Origin of the sequence: Lysinibacillus sp. CNPSo 3705, from assembly GCF_028674935.1 — a bacterium.
GTDB lineage: Bacteria > Bacillota > Bacilli > Bacillales_A > Planococcaceae > Lysinibacillus.
In genome coordinates, this window is the sequence record NZ_JAQZSD010000026.1 from 32833 (window position 1) to 53988 (window position 21156).

Consider the following 21156-nt stretch of genomic DNA (forward strand, 5'->3'; position numbering starts at 1 on the left):
ACTTTAAGTTTAACAAAATATAATTGCTGTTATTTGCCAGGAGAGGACAATTTGTCATACACACAAATATTACGTCGTATCTACAATGGCAAGGTTTGGTATTTCGGATAAAGATGATGCTTTGCTATTGTTCGTATGCATATCAACTTTTAGGTTATTCCAGTAAAACATTAAATAGCTTGTGATGAATCTTATAAGCTTCTAATCTCTCCATAGATTGTGGCTTATCGTAGCCAAGCCATACTGCTGCAGTGTACTCATCATTTAATCCGGCGAGCCAGTAGTCGCGATAGTTGTTAGTTGTTCCTGTTTTGGCACCGACATAGTTACTTCTACTATAAACGCCTTGCGCGGTACCTTTGGTAACAACATCTGCAAGCATTGAACGCATATACTTAACTGTTTTTGGTGCCCAAATTTGATCGCGTGCTGAATCCCAACTGTAAAGCTCCGTGCCATCAGATGCTGTTACTTTACGAATGCTATGGGCAAGTACGTATGAGCCGTCTATAAAACTTGTATAAGCATCCGCTAGTTCAAGTGCTGTAACGCCATACGTTAATCCTCCCAAAGAGGCAGCATAAGTATGGTCTTTTGCCACGATAGAGCGGAAGTGAAAGCGATCTAAGTAACTAAAGGCTGTATCAATTCCGACGGTGTTAAAGAGACGGAGAGCCGATGTATTGTAGCTATTTCGAAATGCTACTCGAATCGGTACATCACCGTATTTAAAGCCTCCATAGTTTTGTGGACAAAATGAACCGACACAATAACTGCCACCACTGACGATAGAATCAGGTGTATGTGCTGTCGTTTCAAAGAAAGGCGCATATACAGCTAATGGCTTAAAGGCAGAGCCTGGCTGACGTGTACCTTGAAAGGCCCGATGATAACCAAACTTTTCGTAGTTTTTCCCAGCATAAAGACTAACAACTTCTCGGGATGTATTATCAATAACTGCTCCAGCTGCTTGTAATTTACCTGAGCCTAGAATCGCCGTCATTTTTTCCTCATCATGTGCTTGTTTGTCTGGATCAAGCGCGGTATAAATCGTTAATCCATTTTGGAATAATGCATTGAGTCGATTGTCTAGCTGCGTTTTGATTTTTTTCTTCTCTTCCTCGCTTTGTGAATTTGCAAGTCGATCTGAATAACCTTCTTTTTCTGCAACTAACCATCTAAGCTCTTGTAGGACATACGTGCTGTACATAGGGGAGCTTTGTGCTTTATTCTTGACATTTAATGCGATAGTTTCAGCTTTATATGTAATGGCATCTTCTTTTGTTATAGCGCCACTCGCTGCAAGTGTATCTAATAACCGCTCCTGCCTCGCTTTAGTTTTTTCAAAGTTTTTTAAAGGATTATAAAGCGACGGGTTATTCGGAATGGCAGCAATAAATGCAATTTCAGCTATAGATAATTCTTGGAGTGGTTTTTGAAAATAATAGGTAGCTGCTCCACCGATTCCATAAACTTGATTGCTGAAATAGGCTTCATTTAAATACATCGTTAAAATCTCGTCTTTATCAAATTCTTTCTCAAGCTCATGAGAGTAAAAAATCTCTGTTAATTTTCGTTCATATGTTTTTTCGTCAGATAAATAACGCATTCGAACGAGCTGTTGTGTAATAGTACTAGCCCCTTGAGAAGTTGAATTTGTATTTGAGTTAGCAACAACTGCACGGATGATAGCACTAAGGTCAAAGCCGATATGCTCATAAAAATGAGCGTCCTCACTTGCAATAAAAATTTCCTGGGCAATTTTTGGGATTTCCTGTAATGTTAGAGGTTGCCGCCATTCGACATATTCCTCGCTAAATGTTTTGCCGTTTCGATCAATAAGTGTTACTGGAAGCTGTGGCTGTACTTCCGGTAAATGAATAGCACTGGCGATTTGCTCCTCATGCGCTTGTGCTGCATTGATCTCTGTCCTAATATTTGTACTAATCCACCAAAGGACAGGTAAGGATAGTAAAATGATAAAAAAACCAAAAGCCTTTTTCATGTGTGCCTCCACTCTAAATATGAGTCATTCAACAGAATAACATAATTTGGATAGTTTCCAAATACGCGTTACGACCTATTTGTATTTATAATAATGAAGTTGGAGACGACGTTTGTTAGAGCTTATTAAGAGTGATTGGTGAAGGGGTTAGACATGATAATAAAGTAAAAGGATTCACACACAGTTTATGTATAAATCCTTTTTTACTCTTTGGAAGGCGGATGTCGATAACAATGTGTTTCTGTGAATAAGTTGACTGGAGTGTAGTTAGCGTCATAGATGGGATCATGGAGCGAACAGGCAGAGGAACGAACGCTACTAGCATCAAGAAAGCTTACGCTCTGTTTTTTTGACTGTTACTTATCATAAGAGGAATAATACATAACAATGCAAGGAAAATGAACAGGATTAAGGTGTTGATTGGATTATCTTTTACTTTTGAATCTTCTATGTGGTTTTTTTCAAATTCTTTTACTTCTTCTATTTTATTTACTTTATTGTTTGGAATAAATTCGTTTTTATTGACATCATAGTAATAGAATTTGTGTTTATTAAAAGTGAAAAAGTCATCTTTAACCGTCTTATATGAACTTGAAATCATCGCTAAATTCACTTTTTCCGTATCAATTTTTGTTTTTACATATTTTTCACTTTCCGCTTTAAACAATTCTTTTTCTTTTGTTAATAGGTTGGCTGCTTCACTTTTTACTTTTTCTACATCTTGAAGCGTTGTTGCTTTTTTCAAGCCCTCTTCAATAAAGGTTATTTGTTTCATTTTCATTTTTTCTTCAAATTCTTTTGTTTTTTGCTCTAATAATGATTTATCTTCTTTTTCTGTTTCAATTACTACCGTTTTTGTTTCTTGTGCTAATATTTTAGCGGAGTCGTTTTTGTAATCATTAACTTCTTTTTTATTTTTTTCATTTACTGAATTTAGGTGCTCTTCTGTAACGATTTTTGTTGCCATACTGGTAGATGAAAAAACGATACTCAACATACATACCGACAGTCCAATTACACTTATTTTTTGTATAAATTTCATTCAAGCCCTCCATTTTGTCTATTATTATTCATATAATCCTATTCCAATTTTCCATCTTCATTCCGATATTTTTCATTTTATGGTCATTCAAGGTAATATATGAACAATCAAAAAATAAAGTAAGGGGGTTATTATGAAAAAATATTTCTTAACCGAAGAACAGTACTGTAATAACACCATCGTGCGCTTTTACGAAAAAAACCACTTAATGGCCAAGCGGCTTAACGGAAGCCCAGTCGGAAGAGAATTCAACACTGCGGATGGTGATAAGCTGAAAAATTAAAAGTGCAAAAAATCGTCAATACTTTGGTGAAGAAAACCATTAAGAAGTATGTTAGACTAAAATGAGGTCAGAAATGATAGTACTATCATTTTCAATGAAACTGAAATTTTACATTTAAAGGAGAGACTTCAATGTTTCCACAATTAACAACAGAAGTACTAGAAGGCGAAGTACTTGTAGAAATGAAAACAACATTAGGTGCCATCAAAATTAAATTATTCCCAGAGCATGCACCAAAAACTGTTGAAAACTTTTTAGGCCATGCAAAATCAGGATACTATGACGGCATCATTTTCCACCGTGTAATTCAAGACTTTATGATTCAAGGTGGTGACCCAACTGGTACAGGTATGGGCGGTGAGTCAATTTGGGGTAACTCTTTCGAGGATGAGTTCTCTGAAAACGTATTTAATCTTCGCGGTGCCCTTTCGATGGCAAATGCGGGTCCAAACACAAATGGTTCACAATTCTTTATCGTACAAATGAAGCACCTTCCAAGTGATATGCTTCGTCAATTACAAGGTGCTGGCTTCCCAGAAGAAATTATTGAAGCATATGCTAAAAATGGCGGTACGCCTTGGTTAGACCATAAGCATACTGTATTTGGTCATGTTGTTGAAGGAATGGACATTGTCGACAAAATTGCAGATGTAGAAAAAGACTTCCGTGATAAGCCAGTAGAAGATGTGAAAATCGAGTCAATTACAGTTTTTGAATAATAATTGTAAGGACGTGTAAAACATGAAACATTTAATGTATCAATTTTTATATTTCCCAGAAGATAAATCAGGCTATATTCCTGCAGCTTTTGAATTTTTGATCATGCTTATTTTATGTATTGTTGTCTTTACTGTTTTCCGTAAGATTTCTAAGAAACAAGAAATGAAATCAAAGGAAATCGAAGCACGTATTCTTTCAGAGAAAAATAATACAAACAATCAGCAAAATATTTAACTGTATTCAACGGGTGACTAAATACCCAACGGAGTTAAAACTTCCGGCCGATCCCGGATGCAATTATGCCGAATCATAATTGATTGTATCAGACGCCTCGCAGCCTTTAAGGATTGCGGGGCATTTTTCTCGTATCATTCTCCATATGAGCTGTATTTTCTCAACAAAAAAGGATATCTCAGGAAAACTTGAGATATCCTTCACTATTTACTTTCTATTGTTGAAGTACTTGCTTAAAGCGCTGAACACCGTCTTTTACTGTGTCAAATGAGCAAGCGACGTTCATACGCAGGAAGCCTCTACCCTCATCGCCATATTTAGTCCCAGGCTCTAATGCTAACTTGCCATTTTCCAGCAAGCGTTTCATGATTTCTTTTTCATCAAGTCCTAATTCTCGATAATCAATCCAAAGTAAATAAGTGCTCTGAGGTTTTCTAATATGGATACCAGGTAATTGTTCTAATTCAGCAATCACATAGTCCATATTATTTGAAATATAAGAAAGCATGTCATTTAACCATGGGGAACCCTCTGTATAAGCAGTTTGAAGTGCAACAGAAGCAAAAGTATTTAATGAGCCTTGCCCACTAGCCATATGAACTGCTTCTAGTAGCTTACGTTTTTTCTTATCCGTTACAATCATATAAGCGACTTGAATCCCAGCTAGATTAAATGTTTTTGTCGGTGCCATACACGTAATAATACGATCCATTTCATCACCAGCGATTTTTGCTAATGGTGTATGTTTTGAGCCATCCAACATTAAATCAGAATGAATTTCATCGGAAATAATAACAACATCATACTTTGCACATAGTCGTACGATTTCCTTTAATGTAGCTTCATCCCATACATAGCCACCAGGATTATGAGGATTACACAATATGTAGGCTTTCACATTTTGAGCAAGTGCTTGTTCAAAGGCTTCAAAGTCATAGACAAATGTGCCATCTTCTTCAACTAAAGGACAACTAACGATCTCTCGGCCATTACTTTTCGGGATATTATAAAATGGCGGATAAACAGGTGAGGAAATAAGAACTTTATCTCCTGGATTTGTTAGTGCCTTGATACTATCTGCTAAAGCAGCAACAACACCGTTACAGAAAACAATTGATTCTTTGTCAATATGCCACTCATGATGTGCATGCTGCCAGTCTACGATCGCTTGCACTGCTTTATCGCTAACAAAGCTATAGCCAAAAACAGTTGTTGCAGCATGTTCTTGTAGCGCTTTTGATACGGCTTCTGGAGCAGCAAAATCCATATCCGCTACCCACATTGGTAGTATATCTGAAGCATCTTGTAGCCCATATACATTTTCCATTGCGTCCCATTTTACAGAGTTTGTACAACGACGTTTAATAGTTTGATCGAAAATAGACAAGTAAATCACTCTTTTCTTTTTTATTTACTATGGTATCATACGAGTATGATAAAAGGATAATAGGTGAGTATTTTGGAAAATATAAAAATGAATCAAGCGGCCGTACGTCTGCTAGAGGAGTGGGATCCATTCCACTTAGGTCCAGATCATTATGATACTGAAACTGCAGATGTTGTAGCAGCATTGCAAGGTATTGATGATCCATCAACTCTTGCAAAGGTTATTCAAGAAACATATGAGCATTCGTTTGAAGAATGGATTCCATTTGAAGATTGTGTAGCCATTTCGTACAAGCTTATTGCGATAAAATTTGAAGCAAAATGCATTATTTAACTTTTTAGAGGGTTTTCAAACAACCGCTGAAATAGAGGGACTCAGTTAAGAACGTCACGTCCTGTGGCACGACTGAATGATCAACATCATGCCTAGCATAAAGCTGAATCGGGTGCAATGATGCTTTTGCTTTTCTATAGAAAACGAGGTTGTCTCTTTCAATTTAGAGACAACCTCGTTTTTTAACGGTCTTTTATTTAAACAAAGGCAAGATCCTTTGGAGAAAAAAAATATCCCTATTGGAGACCGAATTAAAATATTCAAAATTGACTAGAGGAAGGCTTTAGCCTGCAAAGATAAATCAGTAAGGCTCCAATTGGCATACTAATACTATTCGTCAAAAAGTCTACATAGTCGAAACTAGATCGAGCAAAAGTTTCACATCAGATAGCAACATAGAATACATAATAAAAAACACTTCCGCCGTTAGTATCCGCCATATAAGGAAACTGCCACATAGCTCTAACCCCTATAGAACTTCCAGCGACAGCTAAAATAACCCAATTTTAGATGTAAATTGATCTCTCGAAGACGCGGAATTAAACCCTCCTTAAATTAAAGCTTTATCTTACCTTGATATTCTCCTGAAAAAGTAAATTTTGGGTAAATGATTCATAGAAATTCTTATCTTAATTTTGTTTGTAAAACAGGGGTGTTTTAGTGGTTCAGTATATAGTTTTAGTAACGAAATTCGAGGTCTTAGTAGCTTTGTTTTGATGTAGCGAGATCTTTGTATTTTTTATTAATAAGTAAAAATATGTAACAATTAGGAACAATGATTCGTTACATGTGCGAAGGGGGGAAGACCGTGACTGAAACTGAATTAATAGAACGGGCTCAGCGAGGAGACAAAGACGCCTATATAGAGCTAATCCGAATACATCAACGAACAGTTGAAAAATTTGCTTTTCAATGTGGCGTACATAGTAATGATTTAGCAGATGTTTCACAGGAGGTGTTTGTGAAGCTGTATCGTTTTTTACATCAATTTAAACAGGATCGTTTTACGACATGGCTCTATAAAATTACATTAAATGCAACCCGTGATTATTATCGCAAAGAACAGCAGGAGCAGGCAAAGGAAGAGAGGCTAGGTGCTCAGCGGCAAACGCCCTCATCTTCAGCCGAAAAGTATGTCCTTAATTTTGAGGAGGATAGGCAATTACATAATGCTATTAAAGAACTCGATGAAAAATATCGTTATCCGCTCATATTATTTTACTTCCATGAATTTAAGTATGAGGAGATAGCGGAAGTACTAAATATTTCGTTAGCAACTGTCAAAGTTCGTCTATTGCGTGCAAAGGAAAAACTCAAAGCGGTGTTAATGGAGGAGGGGAGTGTTGAAAATGGATGATAAACAATTTGAAAAACGAATGGAGCTTCTGAAAAAATCCTATAATCGTTTGGAACCACAGTTAGATCCAGAAGCCGTTTTCGCACAAATCGAGGCAGAAAATGCAACACAACAACCATTAGAAACAGTAACAACACAAAAGCCCCCTTCAAGATGGCGAAAGCCAGCAGTCTGGATCGCAAGCATGGCAAGTGTACTTTTAGTGAGTATGCTCGTTTCATCTTATATGATTAACCAACCAGAACTTGTAAATAGTAAAAAGGATATTTCTCAGGAAGAAAAAAAGGAAGTTGGAATTAAAGAATGGGTTGAAAAGATAACTAAAAAATACAATAGTAAAAAAGAACAAATAAGAAGAGAGTTAAAAGTTACTATTGATGAATTGAATGCATTTGAATTTATTAAAGAAGCTGACTACGTGCTAGACTTCTATACAAGGAGGAATTCTCATGAACAAGAAGAGGATGTACAGTTTTTAAAAATTAATGAGGAAATTATACTTAATAAATTAATAACACCAAGAAGAGCCTTGGAAACGATTGATGAATCTAATTTAACGTTCGATGAATCTTTTGAGGTATATCGCTTATATGAAGATACTGTATTGGAATTAGAAAATTTTTACAACGATCTTCTTGAACCATATGAACCTCTTCTAAAGAAGTCGAAAGATACCAATAAATATCCGTCAAATTTACGGGCAATTATTAAGGCCGCAAATAATCAATTCATGGAATTGAAAGAAAATGAAGAAGGGACGTTTTATTTTAAAGCCACACCGATTTACGGTGAATTTTCGCCACCCAATATCCATAAATTGCATCCTGATATTTTTGGTTATTTTGAGTATTTAGAAAAGGGACAGTTATTATTAGCAGATGATTTAACGTATACACGAGAAGAAACCGCTAAATCTTTAAAATTAATGGAGCGTACATTACTAGCAGATGTAAACGCAGGTTCACCTAGTTACAAGGTTTTAAGACAAAGTTTTGAAAATACATGGTTAGTGTTGTTGAAAGGAACTGCAAGCTATCCTGCTCTTACAAAAGATGGAGAACCTCATGAAGATTATATGGATTTCTTGCAAAAAGTAGCTAATGGAACGTACGGGGAAGTAATGAAGAAAACTGCTTCAACAATTTTGCATGAACTACAACAGAACAATCGCTCAAATACTTTAACTCAGTTATCAACTTATGATATTTGGACAATCATATTGCAAACTCGAGAAGAAACAGCAGGATTTATTAATGATAGTGATTTTACGATTGTAAGTATTGATGAATCACAAATAAAGAGTATATATGAGCAATATAAAAAAAGCGATGCTGAAACATTTATCGATCAATTACGCCCATTAAATATGGTTTCCCTTTATTTATATGCAATAACTATTGGAGACGAATCTTTACAAAAAGCTATATTAATGCCAGGAACGAACATTAATTCAAGTTTGTTAGATAATGTTAAAAGTTTAAATATCTTTAGCCAATTAGGTGAATATGATGGTAGCTATCCAACGGTTGCTGTTCGTGTTTCTGAAGAGTATCAGGATATGTATGGTAGACAATTTCTTATTAAATTATCAATAAACAAAGAAGGTAATTATCGCATCACAGGAATCACGGATTGATGGTATGAATTTTTGCCCCACTAATACACCTATGTTATAATTTGTGGTGATATATACGTAGCAAACAAAAAGAAAGTGGGCAAAGGTTATGGGACAAAAATATGAATTAGGGGACGTGTTGACCGGTAAAGTTACAGGAATACAACCGTATGGTGCATTTGTTGCGCTTGATGAAGATACACAAGGCCTTGTACATATTTCCGAAATTACGTACGGCTTTGTAAAGGACGTTAGTGAATTTTTGTCAGTTGGGCAAGAGGTTGAAGTAAAGATACTTGAAATCGATGAAGATGCCGAAAAAATTAGTTTATCGATCCGTGCTTTGCAGGAGCGCCCAGCTACATTGCGTAAAAAAGATGTACTACCACGTAAATCATTGCAGGACCGTGTAGATGAATCGGATGCGAATGGTTTTAATTCCCTAAAAGATAAATTACAGGACTGGATCGAACAGTCAGGTCAATAAAGTGAAACTTTAACTTCTTCAGCAAACTATCCGCTGAAAGTGGTTAAAGCTTCCGGACCCCAATTATGCCGAGGCATAGTTGATTTAGTGGGGGCTTTATCCCCCACTGATTATAGTCTTCACCAAACGCGCATTTACTGGCAGTTATGTTTGCATTTGACGCTTTCGATACAGGCAAATAATTGCTGCATGTTATTGTGCGAGATAAAAAACGAGGATGCTTTCAAATTTGAAGGTATCCTCGTTTTTTTGTATTCAAATATAACTATTGATTTTTTATTTTTCGAATTCGATATTGTAGGTTTTGACGACTCATGCCAAGTGCACTAGCTGCCTTTGTAATGTTGCCTTCATATAAATTTAAGACGTTTTGCACATAATATGATTCAGCTTCACGCAAATAAGCATCGAGTGGCATAACATCATTCTGTTGTTGGAACATAAAGAATTCCGGCTCGTGATTAGTTGTGTCCTGCTGTTGTACTTTGAAACGGAAATGCATGGGTAATAAATCTGAGGTAACTGTTGATTCAGTGGTCATAAACGACACAATTTCATCTAGTAATAGCTCAAGCTCCTTTAAATTTCCTGGCCAATCATATTGCAAAAATAAATCCTGGACATCAGGTGCTAGATCACGGACATTTGAAGCGAAGCGTTCCCGATGGCGGTTAAAGTAATCATCTACGAATGGAAGAATATCTTCTTTTCGATCTGTTAGATTTGGGATGGTAATCGCCATTGTAGCAAAGAAATAATACAGTGATTTTGAAAGTTTTTTCTCCTCAATCAATGTAATAGGGTCGCTTCCGACACTTCCGATTAGCATGTATTTAGACTGTGGAAGTGATTGTAATACCTCTAACAGTTTCTCTTGAATGTCTAAACTTAAAAAGTCAATGCGTTCGAAGAAAAAAGTATATGCCTTGTCATCTTGTAAGAGCTCCTGCAATTTATCTAAAACAGATGGAACAGAGCGACGACTTACTAATGTTACAAATGCTTCAGGATCAGGCGATGCTGCATGGTGAATCCCCTCTGCGACTAAATCCTTTCCTGTACCCGATTCTCCAATTAATAAGACCGGTAACTTCACAGCTGCTGCTTTTTTTGCGTTTGCGATAATTTGTTTCATCGATTCGGAAACTGCTGTAATCATATCGAATGTTAAAGGTTCATCATATCGGCGAAGAGGCTGATAAACTAGCTTTTCGAGTGATGTAATGTCACGAGCAAATTCAATTGCTCCAATTAGTTTATTTTCAACATAAAGTGGAAAAGTATCATTAATGGTTGTAATTTCATGACCATTTTTATTCCAATAAGTTTGTTTCACATTAATTTCCTTTTTACCTGTTTGTAATACACGCATTAAAGTACTTTCATGCTGGCGGAAGGAAAACATTTCAATAACAGAACGATCTGCTAATTCATCAAAATGGAAACCTTCAATTTCTTTCATCTTTGTATTATAAATAATTGTTTTGCCAGAAAGGTCTACAGCATGAATACCAACAGAAACATTTGTTGCAATAAACTTATAAAAAGGAAGTAGCGGTTCAGAATTTTTCATAAAATGTGCACCTCAAAAATTTTTTACTTGAAATATGCAACAAAATTTTGCATTATAATAAGTGTAAGAATATTCTAAACGCAAAGATATTTTGCGTCAATGTTTTTTGCGCACTTAAAACACATCTCACGAGGGAGGATAAAGTATGATTTCATACAAACACGAACCATTCACAGATTTTACTCAAGAGGCAAATTACAACGCATATTTAGAAGCATTAAATAAAGTAGAGAGTTATTTAGGTCATGACTATCCACTAATTATCGGTGGAGAACGTATTACGACAGAAGATAAAATCGTTTCATATAATCCAGCAAAGAAAACAGAAGTAATTGGTCGCGTATCAAAAGCAAACAAAGAACTAGCTGAAAAAGCAATGCAGGCAGCAGATGAAACTTTCAAAACTTGGAAAAAAGTAGATCCGGCTATTCGTGCAGACGTATTATTCAAAGCAGCGGCAATTATTCGTCGTCGTAAACATGAATTTTCAGCACTTTTAACAAAAGAGGCAGGTAAACCATGGGCTGAGGCTGATGCAGATACTGCAGAAGCAATTGACTTCTTAGAATACTATGGTCGTCAAATGCTCCGTATTAAAGAAGGGCAACCTGTAGAAAGTCGTCCAGGGGAATACAACCGTTATGACTATATTCCATTAGGTATTGGTATTGTTATTTCACCATGGAACTTCCCATTCGCAATTATGGCGGGGACAACGGCGGCAGCTTTAGTAACAGGTAACACTGTATTATTAAAACCGGCTTCAACAACACCTGTAGTTGCTTTTAAATTTATCGAAGTGTTAGAGCAAGCAGGTCTTCCAGCAGGTGCTGTGAACTTTGTACCAGGTTCTGGTGCAGAAGTAGGTGACTATTTAGTTGATCATCCAAAAACACGCTTCATTAGCTTCACAGGATCTCGTGATGTAGGCTTACGCATTAATCAACGTGCGTCTGTATTAAATGACGGTCAAATTTGGATTAAACGTGTTATCGCTGAAATGGGCGGTAAAGATACAATCGTTGTTGATAAAGAAGCGGATCTAGAGCTTGCAGCACAATCTATCGTAAAATCAGCATTTGGCTTCTCAGGTCAAAAATGTTCAGCATGTTCTCGTGCTGTTATCGTTGAAGATGTGTATGACCAAGTTGTTGACCGTGTAGTGGAATTAACAAACGCGTTAACAGTGGGTGACCCATCAGACTTCAACAACTTCATGGCAACAGTTATTGACCAAGCAGCATTCAATAAAGTGACAGAGTACATTGAAATTGGTAAAGGAGAAGGTCGCTTAGTTGCAGGAGGTACAGCTGATGATTCAGTTGGTTACTTCATTCAACCAACAGTATTTGCAGACGTAGATCCTTCTGCACGAATTATGAAAGAAGAAATCTTTGGACCAGTTGTAGCTATTACAAAAGCTAAAGATTTTGATCAAGCAATTGATATTGCAAATGATACTGAATACGGCTTAACTGGTGCGGTTATTACAAATAATCGTATGAACTTAGAAAAAGCACGTGAAGATTTCCATGTAGGTAACTTATACTTCAACCGTGGCTGTACTGGTGCAATCGTTGGTTACCAACCATTCGGCGGCTTCAATATGTCAGGTACTGACTCAAAAGCAGGTGGCCCTGACTATCTACAACTTCACATGCAAGCAAAAACAACTTCTGAAATGCTATAACTTCTTTTGGCTGACTGAAGAAGTTGCCTCCGAACGCAATTATGCTGGGGCATAAATTATAAGAGAATCTGCGAGACTCCTCCTGGTAAAGTGAGTCCGGCAAGAACCGCAGGCGCTAATGTCGAGGCGGCTTACCTAGGAGTAGTGGGCAGATTCTTGCTTTTTATATTCAGAAAATGCTGAAATTGTTCTATTGAACTTATTTATAGAAAAACAGAGTCTTCCAGAGTTTTTCATCATGAACGTAAGGAGAGAATACTTTATGACAAAAACAAATCAAGTGATTGAACAAACGCAAAATTTTGGTGCTGCAAACTATCATCCGCTACCTATCGTTATTTCAGAGGCTGAGGGTGCTTGGGTAAAAGATCCAGAAGGTAACAAATATTTAGATATGCTTTCAGCTTACTCTGCTGTGAATCAGGGGCATCGTCATCCAAAAATTATCGCCGCGTTAAAAGAACAAGCTGATAAAGTAACACTAACTTCTCGTGCATTTTATAGCGAAAACCTTGGTGAATGGTATGAGCTTGTTGGAAAATTAACGAATAAACAAATGGTATTACCGATGAATACAGGTGCTGAAGCGGTAGAGACAGCATTTAAAGCGGCTCGTCGTTGGGCTTATGATGTAAAAGGTGTAGAAGATGGGAAAGCTGAAATCATTGCATGTAATGGTAACTTCCACGGTCGTACAATGCTTGCTGTATCTTTATCATCTGACGAAGAATATCGTCGTGGCTTCGGTCCAATGTTACCGAATGTTAAGTTAGTAGATTACGGTAACCTAGATGCATTAAAAGCTGCAATTACTCCAAATACAGCAGCGTTTTTAATTGAACCTATTCAAGGTGAGGCTGGTATCGTTATTCCATCAGAAGGTTTCTTAAAGGCTGCACGCGAGCTATGCCGTGAAAACAATGTTTTATTCATTGCAGATGAAATCCAAGCTGGTTTAGCGCGTACGGGTAAAATGTTTGCATGTGATTGGGAAGAAGTAGAGCCTGATATGTACATTTTAGGGAAAGCTTTAGGCGGCGGTGTATTCCCGATTTCATGTGTAGCTGCAAATCGTGAAATTTTAGGTGTATTCAACCCAGGATCACATGGTTCAACTTTCGGTGGTAATCCTTTAGCATGTGCTGTATCAATTGCATCAATTAAAGTATTACTAGATGAAAAATTAGCAGAGCGTTCACACGAACTTGGTGAATACTTTAAAGGTAAATTAAAAGAAATTAATAACCCAGTCATTAAAGAAGTTCGTGGTCGTGGTTTATTTATCGGAATGGAATTAACAGAGGCTGCACGTCCATACTGTGAAAAGCTTAAAGAATTAGGCTTATTATGTAAAGAAACACATGATACAGTCATTCGATTCGCGCCACCACTTGTTATTTCACAAGAGGATTTAGACTGGTCAATCGAACAAATTGAAAAAGTATTTAATCTTTAACAAAATGTTCACATTTTAATTCGGAAGTATGTTACAATGATGCCGATATACTATCATTATAAAAAACAAAGAGGCGATTTAATATGTCTGAAAACTTAAATCTGTTCACATCTACTCAAGAAGTCATTCAAGAGGCTCTAAATAGACTTGGTTATGACGAAGCTATGTATGAATTATTAAAAGAGCCGCTTCGCATGTTACAAGTTCGTATTCCAGTGAAAATGGATGATGGTACAACAAAAGTATTTACTGGTTACCGTGCACAACATAATGATGCTGTAGGGCCAACTAAAGGTGGAGTACGTTTCCATCCGGCAGTATCTGAGGAAGAAGTTAAAGCGCTTTCAATGTGGATGACATTGAAATGTGGTATCGTAGATCTACCTTATGGCGGTGGTAAAGGTGGTGTCATCTGTGACCCTCGTCAAATGTCTATGGATGAAATCGAGCGATTGAGCCGTGGATATGTACGTGCAGTTAGTCAAATCGTAGGACCAACAAAAGATATTCCTGCTCCAGACGTATTTACGAATGCACAAATTATGGCATGGATGATGGATGAATACAGCCGTATGGATGAATTCAACTCACCAGGTTTCATCACAGGTAAGCCACTAGTGCTTGGTGGTTCTCAAGGTCGTGACCGTGCAACTGCACAAGGTGTAACAATTGTTATCCAAGAAGCAGCGAAAAAACGTGGCATTGATATTAAAGGTGCACGTGTTGTCATTCAAGGCTTCGGTAACGCGGGTAGCTTCCTTGCGAAATTCATGCATGATTTAGGCGCGAAAGTAATCGGTATTTCAGATGCTTATGGTGCACTTCATGATCCTGAAGGTTTAGATATCGACTATTTATTAGATCGTCGTGATAGCTTCGGTACTGTAACAACATTATTTGAAAATACAATTTCAAATAAAGAATTATTAGAGCTTGATTGTGATATTCTAGTGCCAGCTGCTATCGAAAACCAAATTACTGCTGACAATGCACACAATGTTAAAGCAAACATTGTCGTAGAGGCAGCAAACGGTCCAACAACTGCTGAAGCAACTAGAATTTTAACTGATCGTGGCATTTTACTTGTACCAGACGTATTAGCATCTGCTGGTGGTGTAACAGTTTCTTACTTTGAATGGGTACAAAATAACCAAGGTTATTACTGGACAGAAGAAGAAGTTGAAGAACGTCTTTACAAAAAAATGGTTGATGCATTTGAAAACGTTTATACAACAGCGACAACACGTAACATTAATATGCGCTTAGCAGCTTATATGGTAGGTGTTCGCCGCACTGCAGAAGCTTCACGCTTCCGTGGATGGGTTTAATAAATATATAAGAAAAACGGGTCATTCCTAGTCGGATGACTCGTTTTTTATGTATGCACGCAAAAAAGTGTGAAGAGTTAAGAGTGAATGCAATGACAGTGGAGTCAAGATTGGTTTTAAATCTTTGCTTTCATCAATAGAAATATGCGAAAATCCAAGTAGAAAGGGGCGAATTGAATGGATTCATTTACATATTATAACCCAGTGAAGTTACACTTTGGTGAAAATGCACTGGAAAAGCTTGCGAATGAGTTAGCGCAACATGGTGAAAAGGTATTAGTTGTCTATGGTGGAGGCAGTGTTAAGAAAAATGGTGTATACAATGCTGTTATCGAAAAGTTACAAGAAGCAAATAAAACAATATTTGAACTTAGCGGTGTTGAGCCAAATCCACGTGTGGAAACAGCAAGACTTGGTATTAATCTTTGTAAAAAAGAAGAAATTGATCTAGTCCTAGCTGTTGGTGGCGGTTCTGTAATTGATTGTTCTAAGTTAATTGTTGCAGGTGCAAAATATGATGGCGATGCTTGGGATATTGTAAAACGTAAAGTAATTGTGAAGGACGCTTTACCGCTCGGGGCGGTATTAACGCTAGCCGCAACAGGTTCCGAAATGAACTCAGGTTCTGTCATTACAAACGCTGCGACAGAAGAAAAACTAAGTTGGGGTAGCCCTGCAGTATTCCCAAAATTTTCAATTTTAAATCCAGTGTATACAGTGACTGTACCAAAAAATCATACGGTTTACGGTATCGTTGATATGATGTCGCATGTACTTGAACAATATTTCCATAATACGACGAATACACCGCTTACAGATGAAATGTGTGAAGGAGTTTTACGAACGGTCATTACAACAGCACCTAAACTGTTAGAAGATTTAGGAAATATCCAGTTGCGTGAAACAATTTTATTAGCAGGAACAATTGCGTTAAATGGATCCTTATCGATTGGCTCTCGTGGAGATTGGGCATCACATAATATTGAGCACGCTGTTTCTGCAGTTTACGATATTCCGCACGCAGGTGGTCTAGCAATATTACAACCACATTGGATGCGTTTAAGTGTACCCGTAAATCCAGAGCGTTTTGCACGTATCGCAATACGCGTTTTCGGTGTCGACGCAACAGGGAAGTCTCTAGAAGAGGTTGCATACGAAGGAATTGATCGTTTATCGGCATTTTGGACTTCTCTAGGAGCTCCAAGTAGTCTAGCGGATTATGAAATTGACGATTCCAAATTCCCGCGAATAGTAGAACATGCTATGCAAAATGGCCCCTTTGGAAACTTTAACAAATTACAGGAAGAAGATGTGCGTACTATTTTGCAAAACTCACTTTAACTCCTTTCTATTTCTGGACGTTAGTTATGAGACATAATTGATTAGTAAAGATGAATATGAGGCTGGGACCTAACTAAATGCTCCTTCATAAAGCCGAATAATCTCTAAATTAATAAAACACGATAACTAGACAAACCGAACTATTCCGAAACACTTCATGAGAGTTTCATTGGATAGTTCGGTATTTTAGTTGGCTGAAACACATTTGTTCCAGCCCTGTTTACTAGGATGGAGAGGGAGCAAATGTTGAAACAAATGCTTGAAGAGCGCGATGGCACAAAGGGTTGCATAGAGACGTCATTTCAGCAGCATGTTTATAAAATGCAAAATTGTGTAGAAGTTTTGGGAATTGAAACGCAATCACTACAAGTTGAGAATGACCAAATTGTCACGGGATTATCGTTGAGCAAAGTATATTTTTAAAAAGCTTACAAAGTGGCCAAACGAATATTACCTTTACAGATGGTGTAAATAAAGCAAATGTACAAGTTTTTGTATGTCCTTCTGGGGAAATTGTAGTAGAAGCAAAACCTTATTTAGGGAATACTGAAATAGTGCCGGTTTATTATCGAAGTATACAGCTATTGCAATTGATTTAAAAGATGCTTTAAAACATTATTTGGTGACTCATCAAATGATGAATAATGATGATTCGATTGCAGAGGTACATTACCAATCTATGCACCCTAATGTATTGAAAAACTCTTATGCTGGTAATTTCATATTAGGTTGCTATGCAGATGGAAGAGAGAATACAAATGCAGAAGAATATGCATTAGCTAATCGATTGGCAACATTAAAATTCTCAAAAATCGTTATTCAACAGCAAGGTATAAAAAAGATTATCACTTTAAAAAAGTTATTAACTTTTATGATAACAGTTCATGTTTTAAATAATGAAGAGATTTTAGATTGCTTAATGGAAGGTACAGAAGAAGTTAAACGAGAACAAAATCATCTAGTGCTGGTATAAAAAAATAGCCAACTGCCTGAAAATGGCAATTGGCTATTTATCTCATTTAAAATGTTTTGATAATAAGTTATTGTTTAAATGTTGAGTTTTCCGGTCTTTCGCCAATATGCACCCAATCTTGTTTTCCGTCATCCTCATCAAATAAAATGGCCACTTTCGATACACCCTTCTGACTTAATATGACCTCTGTTAAATGGTCGCGTACATCATCTAGAAAAGCGAGTGATAGGTTAGGGTCAGCTTCAGCAACTAATTCCACATGTAAAAACTCACCTTCTTTAATGACTTCTAGGCGAACAATATCTTTAATGTTTGGGTCATCCATTACAAGATGAGCAATATGATTTAGCATTTCTTCGTCTGTTTCCCCAATAACTCCACGTGCATTATCGAGAAACACTTTTGCTACAACATAGAACATCATAAAGCCAATAATCATTGAAACGAGTCCTTCTATATTTGCCCAGCCTGTAAAGTGCGCAATTAAGATAGCACCGAAGGCCAACACGTTACCACCTGTAGCTACTAAGTCCTCCATAAATACTAATTTTGTTGCTGGTTTTGCGCGATTTAAATAAGGGAAAGCTTTAGGGATAGCTGTTATTATTCCCGCTTTTTCCTGTCCAGCGTCATGTAGTATTTCAACGGCAGCTTTTGCAAGAACTGACCCTTCTAAAACAATACCGATCAATAATACGCCAAGTGCAATGAGCATTCCTTTAGATTCTCCAGCAGGGTGTATAAAATGATGCCAGCCTTCTTTAACGGTTTCATAAGAAAGGATAGCCACAATTATAACTGCAAAAAGACAAACTAAATTTACAATTCGGCCAAAGCCTCCCGGAAATTGTTTTGTCGGTGCTTTTTTCGACAGCGCTGAGCCGATATAAACGAATAATTGGTTTGCTGCATCTCCTAGTGAGTGCATCATTTCTGCAAACATGGCAACATTACCTGTAAAGAAGAAGGCAACACCTTTAATAATTCCTAAAAAAGCATTGACTACTGCTGCCAACAGAGAGGGCTTATTCCCGTTTTTTAATAGTTTTATTATTTCTACCACGAAAGAATCCTCCAACTAGTTTAAAATTTCCATTTCGATTTTTTCTATATAGGGTAGTGCTCGTAATGAACGATAAAATGACAGTAAGTTATCAGAGACTATTAATGATAAGCGTAAATCTAATTCGTGAAAAACATTATTATCATTTGGAACATCTTGAATGCGTATGTTTTCAATAATAATATTGTTTTCCTTTAAGAATTGTAAAAAGGATTCACTATTGTCATCATTGTTAATCTGAACTTTCAATGATATTTCTCGCATACGAATTCTTTTTGGTCCTATTTTCATTAGAAACGGCGATAAAACCTCAATTCCGAAGACAATGATAATAACCGCTAATGTAGCATCTATATAAAAGCCTGCGCCAACAGCAATTCCTATCCCAGCAGCTCCCCAGATCATTGCTGCAGTTGTTAAACCTGAGATACTATCATTCCCTCGTCTTAGAATAACACCTGCTCCAAGAAATCCAATCCCACTAACAATTTGGGCAGCCAAGCGTAAAGGGTCCATTGTAATGTTGATTTCTGACCTTGGGGGTGTTGAATAGGCGGTTTCAATCGAAATGACAGTTAATAAACAGCTAAATGTAGCGATAACTAAGCTTGTTTTTAATCCTACAGGCTTCTTTTTTAATTCCCTTTCGATACCGATTACTAAACTTAATGTGGCTGCAATTACTAATTTTATGCCAACTTCATATGTAATCATATTTTCCAAGGTTTCCATACGCAACCCTCCACAGATATTTCGTATTGCTAAGAGATATGCAAGGTGTCATTATTATATGTACATTACTTTTTTGTATTGTACATCACGATCGTAATGAAGTATAAGTATTTTTAATTTCTTTCACCACATATTTTTGGGAGCGAAAGCGAAGCGGCAGCAACAAATGTTTTCTGTGCGAAAGCGAAGCGGCAGCAACAAATGTTTTCTGTGCGAAAGCGAAGCGACAGCAACAAATGTCTCAACCTTTATAGGTAGTGAAAGTAATACGAGTATAAGTTAAGGTTTCCGGCGGATGACACGGAATTGGAAAGGGGTCCTTTATAGGGACATAAAGCCGAATCCAGACGTAATGATGCCGAGACGAAATTTATTGGAGGTTGGATTTAATGGAGAAAGCCAAAATTCATCCATACATTCCTATTTTTATTGGCGTAATTTCTGTATCCCTGTCAGCCATATTTGTGAAATTAGCAAATGCAGAAGCGGGAGTTATTGCGTTTTACCGTATGTTCTTTTCGGTGGTAATAATGGCTCCTCTGTTTTTTTGGAAGTACACAAACGAGGTAAAGAAATTAAGAATACGTGATTGGCTATTTTCTTCTGTTGCTGGCATATTTTTAGCCTTTCATTTTATTTTATGGTTTGAATCACTCAATTACACCTCTGTAGCAAGTTCTACAGTTTTGGTTACACTACAGCCATTGTTTGCATTTGTAGGTACATATTTTTTCTTTAAAGAGAACATTACTTTGAAAACCATTTTTGCAGGAGTTATTGCTATTGTCGGTAGTATTTTAATTAGTTGGGGAGATTTTAAACTTAGTGGTACTGCATTTTATGGAGACATGCTTGCTCTTGTCGCGTGCGCACTTGTTACAGCTTACTTTTTATTTGGACAAGATGTACGGAAAAGGTTATCCCTTGTGACATATACGATGATTGTTTATGCTGTTAGTACAATTACATTGTTTATCTATGTTCTTATTAAGGGGGAATCGTTCGGCCCTTATTCAACTATGGACTGGATATGGTTTATTTTATTAGCGATAGTTCCTAATTTATTTGGTCATACTCTATTTAATTGGTCAATTAAATACGTTAGTACAAATGTAGTCTCCATTGCGATTTTATTTGAACCAATTGGCGCGGCCATTTTAGCTCTTCTAATTTTTAAAGAATATTTAATAGCCACACAAATTATTGGTGGATTCATTGTTATAGTAGGAATTCTCTTATTTGTAGTTGATGAGAAAAAGATTTTTAAACTTTTTTTAAAAAAAGCTTGATTTTTAAATTGCTATATTATATATTATTACTTGTCCTTAACAAGAAGGACGACTTGAAAAAAAGATTTGAAAAAAAGAATTTAAAAAAGTTGTTGACTTCTTGTTGAATACAAGTTATGATAATAAAGTCGCTGAAAACAGCGGTGAAGAAATGAACCTTGAAAACTGAACAAGCAAAACGTAATCAATAAAGTTTTTACTAGCTAACCTTGAGTTAGTGAACGAAACAAAATTTTGGACATCAAACA

20 protein-coding genes are annotated in these 21156 nt (G+C 36.7%); 14 read left to right on the top strand and 6 right to left on the bottom strand.

Annotated features, from left to right (window positions below; all coding sequences use genetic code 11):
* Positions 1 to 154: 154 nt before the first annotated feature.
* The gene (locus PVA17_RS12830) at positions 155 to 2005 is read right to left on the bottom strand and encodes a transglycosylase domain-containing protein (protein WP_274067894.1); all 1851 of its coding nucleotides are present in this window, start codon (positions 2003 to 2005) and stop codon (positions 155 to 157) included.
* A 334-nt stretch (positions 2006 to 2339) separates the two neighbouring features.
* Positions 2340 to 3047 (bottom strand): hypothetical protein, encoded by a 708-nt coding sequence (locus tag PVA17_RS12835; protein WP_274067895.1) that lies wholly within the window; start codon positions 3045 to 3047, stop codon positions 2340 to 2342.
* Between the two features lie 133 nt (positions 3048 to 3180).
* Between PVA17_RS12835 and PVA17_RS12840 the strand changes: the two genes are divergently transcribed.
* The 3 genes from PVA17_RS12840 to PVA17_RS12850 all read left to right on the top strand — a co-directional run bounded on the left by PVA17_RS12840 (position 3181) and on the right by PVA17_RS12850 (position 4284).
* Positions 3181 to 3330 carry a hypothetical protein gene (locus tag PVA17_RS12840; RefSeq protein ID WP_274067896.1) on the top strand — a complete coding sequence of 50 codons (150 nt, stop codon included), beginning with the start codon at positions 3181 to 3183 and terminating at the stop codon, positions 3328 to 3330.
* 131 nt (positions 3331 to 3461) lie between these two features.
* Positions 3462 to 4049: a peptidylprolyl isomerase gene (locus PVA17_RS12845; RefSeq protein WP_132361702.1), complete on the top strand. Its 588-nt coding sequence runs from the start codon at positions 3462 to 3464 to the stop codon at positions 4047 to 4049.
* A 22-nt stretch (positions 4050 to 4071) separates the two neighbouring features.
* Positions 4072 to 4284, top strand: coding sequence for a hypothetical protein (locus tag PVA17_RS12850; protein ID WP_053484185.1), 213 nt, complete (start codon positions 4072 to 4074; stop codon positions 4282 to 4284).
* A gap of 214 nt (positions 4285 to 4498) precedes the next feature.
* Here the strand turns inward: PVA17_RS12850 and PVA17_RS12855 are convergent, their stop codons facing one another.
* Complete coding sequence (locus tag PVA17_RS12855; protein WP_274067897.1) at positions 4499 to 5671, bottom strand: MalY/PatB family protein; 1173 nt, start codon at positions 5669 to 5671, stop codon at positions 4499 to 4501.
* A 72-nt stretch (positions 5672 to 5743) separates the two neighbouring features.
* Between PVA17_RS12855 and PVA17_RS12860 the strand changes: the two genes are divergently transcribed.
* From PVA17_RS12860 to yugI, 4 genes are all read left to right on the top strand, one after another.
* Complete coding sequence (locus PVA17_RS12860; protein ID WP_132361698.1) at positions 5744 to 6004, top strand: DUF1871 family protein; 261 nt, start codon at positions 5744 to 5746, stop codon at positions 6002 to 6004.
* An 808-nt stretch (positions 6005 to 6812) separates the two neighbouring features.
* On the top strand, positions 6813 to 7361 hold the full coding sequence (locus PVA17_RS12870) for an RNA polymerase sigma factor (protein WP_132361696.1): 549 nt from the start codon (positions 6813 to 6815) through the stop codon (positions 7359 to 7361).
* The gene (locus tag PVA17_RS12875) at positions 7354 to 8997 is read left to right on the top strand and encodes a hypothetical protein (protein ID WP_274067898.1); all 1644 of its coding nucleotides are present in this window, start codon (positions 7354 to 7356) and stop codon (positions 8995 to 8997) included. Before PVA17_RS12870 ends, PVA17_RS12875 begins: the two co-directional genes overlap by 8 nt.
* Before the next feature lie 88 nt (positions 8998 to 9085).
* Positions 9086 to 9463 (top strand): S1 domain-containing post-transcriptional regulator GSP13, encoded by a 378-nt coding sequence (yugI, locus tag PVA17_RS12880; protein WP_132361692.1) that lies wholly within the window; start codon positions 9086 to 9088, stop codon positions 9461 to 9463.
* Between the two features lie 265 nt (positions 9464 to 9728).
* Here the strand turns inward: yugI and PVA17_RS12885 are convergent, their stop codons facing one another.
* The gene (locus PVA17_RS12885) at positions 9729 to 11036 is read right to left on the bottom strand and encodes an AAA-type ATPase lid domain-containing protein (RefSeq protein WP_132361690.1); all 1308 of its coding nucleotides are present in this window, start codon (positions 11034 to 11036) and stop codon (positions 9729 to 9731) included.
* Positions 11037 to 11181: 145 nt separating this feature from the next.
* Here PVA17_RS12885 and pruA point away from each other — a divergent pair, with 145 nt between their 5' ends.
* The 6 genes from pruA to PVA17_RS12915 all read left to right on the top strand — a co-directional run bounded on the left by pruA (position 11182) and on the right by PVA17_RS12915 (position 17824).
* Positions 11182 to 12726 (top strand): L-glutamate gamma-semialdehyde dehydrogenase, encoded by a 1545-nt coding sequence (pruA, locus tag PVA17_RS12890; RefSeq protein WP_132361688.1) that lies wholly within the window; start codon positions 11182 to 11184, stop codon positions 12724 to 12726.
* A 262-nt stretch (positions 12727 to 12988) separates the two neighbouring features.
* Positions 12989 to 14182 carry an ornithine--oxo-acid transaminase gene (locus PVA17_RS12895; RefSeq protein WP_132361686.1) on the top strand — a complete coding sequence of 398 codons (1194 nt, stop codon included), beginning with the start codon at positions 12989 to 12991 and terminating at the stop codon, positions 14180 to 14182.
* Between the two features lie 83 nt (positions 14183 to 14265).
* Complete coding sequence (locus PVA17_RS12900; RefSeq protein ID WP_248716969.1) at positions 14266 to 15510, top strand: Glu/Leu/Phe/Val family dehydrogenase; 1245 nt, start codon at positions 14266 to 14268, stop codon at positions 15508 to 15510.
* 177 nt (positions 15511 to 15687) lie between these two features.
* Positions 15688 to 16851 (top strand): iron-containing alcohol dehydrogenase, encoded by a 1164-nt coding sequence (locus PVA17_RS12905; protein ID WP_274067899.1) that lies wholly within the window; start codon positions 15688 to 15690, stop codon positions 16849 to 16851.
* A gap of 243 nt (positions 16852 to 17094) precedes the next feature.
* A complete protein-coding gene (locus PVA17_RS12910) occupies positions 17095 to 17274 on the top strand; it encodes a hypothetical protein (protein ID WP_274067900.1) in 180 nt (59 codons plus the stop codon).
* A gap of 211 nt (positions 17275 to 17485) precedes the next feature.
* Positions 17486 to 17824, top strand: a complete 339-nt coding sequence (locus PVA17_RS12915) for a hypothetical protein (RefSeq protein WP_274067901.1) — start codon at positions 17486 to 17488, stop codon at positions 17822 to 17824.
* 67 nt (positions 17825 to 17891) lie between these two features.
* Here PVA17_RS12915 and PVA17_RS12920 read toward each other — a convergent pair whose 3' ends face one another.
* Entirely contained in the window at positions 17892 to 18887 is a 996-nt protein-coding gene (locus tag PVA17_RS12920; RefSeq protein ID WP_132361680.1) for a cation diffusion facilitator family transporter, read from the bottom strand.
* Between the two features lie 15 nt (positions 18888 to 18902).
* On the bottom strand, positions 18903 to 19619 hold the full coding sequence (locus tag PVA17_RS12925; RefSeq protein WP_132361678.1) for an MgtC/SapB family protein: 717 nt from the start codon (positions 19617 to 19619) through the stop codon (positions 18903 to 18905).
* Positions 19620 to 20008: 389 nt separating this feature from the next.
* Between PVA17_RS12925 and PVA17_RS12930 the strand changes: the two genes are divergently transcribed.
* On the top strand, positions 20009 to 20908 hold the full coding sequence (locus PVA17_RS12930) for a DMT family transporter (RefSeq protein WP_132361676.1): 900 nt from the start codon (positions 20009 to 20011) through the stop codon (positions 20906 to 20908).
* The last annotated feature ends 248 nt before the right edge of the window (positions 20909 to 21156 follow it).

What these genes read in the sequence shown, in the direction of transcription:
- PVA17_RS12830 (WP_274067894.1), bottom strand. Translation starts at nt 2,005, where the DNA reads ATGAAAAAGGCTTTTGGTTTTTTTATCATTTTACTATCCTTACCTGTC.
- PVA17_RS12835 (WP_274067895.1), bottom strand. Translation starts at nt 3,047, where the DNA reads ATGAAATTTATACAAAAAATAAGTGTAATTGGACTGTCGGTATGTATG.
- PVA17_RS12840 (WP_274067896.1), top strand. Translation starts at nt 3,181, where the DNA reads ATGAAAAAATATTTCTTAACCGAAGAACAGTACTGTAATAACACCATC.
- PVA17_RS12845 (WP_132361702.1), top strand. Translation starts at nt 3,462, where the DNA reads ATGTTTCCACAATTAACAACAGAAGTACTAGAAGGCGAAGTACTTGTA.
- PVA17_RS12850 (WP_053484185.1), top strand. Translation starts at nt 4,072, where the DNA reads ATGAAACATTTAATGTATCAATTTTTATATTTCCCAGAAGATAAATCA.
- PVA17_RS12875 (WP_274067898.1), top strand. Translation starts at nt 7,354, where the DNA reads ATGGATGATAAACAATTTGAAAAACGAATGGAGCTTCTGAAAAAATCC.
- yugI (WP_132361692.1), top strand. Translation starts at nt 9,086, where the DNA reads ATGGGACAAAAATATGAATTAGGGGACGTGTTGACCGGTAAAGTTACA.
- PVA17_RS12885 (WP_132361690.1), bottom strand. Translation starts at nt 11,036, where the DNA reads ATGAAAAATTCTGAACCGCTACTTCCTTTTTATAAGTTTATTGCAACA.
- pruA (WP_132361688.1), top strand. Translation starts at nt 11,182, where the DNA reads ATGATTTCATACAAACACGAACCATTCACAGATTTTACTCAAGAGGCA.
- PVA17_RS12895 (WP_132361686.1), top strand. Translation starts at nt 12,989, where the DNA reads ATGACAAAAACAAATCAAGTGATTGAACAAACGCAAAATTTTGGTGCT.
- PVA17_RS12900 (WP_248716969.1), top strand. Translation starts at nt 14,266, where the DNA reads ATGTCTGAAAACTTAAATCTGTTCACATCTACTCAAGAAGTCATTCAA.
- PVA17_RS12905 (WP_274067899.1), top strand. Translation starts at nt 15,688, where the DNA reads ATGGATTCATTTACATATTATAACCCAGTGAAGTTACACTTTGGTGAA.
- PVA17_RS12910 (WP_274067900.1), top strand. Translation starts at nt 17,095, where the DNA reads ATGTTGAAACAAATGCTTGAAGAGCGCGATGGCACAAAGGGTTGCATA.
- PVA17_RS12915 (WP_274067901.1), top strand. Translation starts at nt 17,486, where the DNA reads ATGATGAATAATGATGATTCGATTGCAGAGGTACATTACCAATCTATG.
- PVA17_RS12925 (WP_132361678.1), bottom strand. Translation starts at nt 19,619, where the DNA reads ATGGAAACCTTGGAAAATATGATTACATATGAAGTTGGCATAAAATTA.
- PVA17_RS12930 (WP_132361676.1), top strand. Translation starts at nt 20,009, where the DNA reads ATGGAGAAAGCCAAAATTCATCCATACATTCCTATTTTTATTGGCGTA.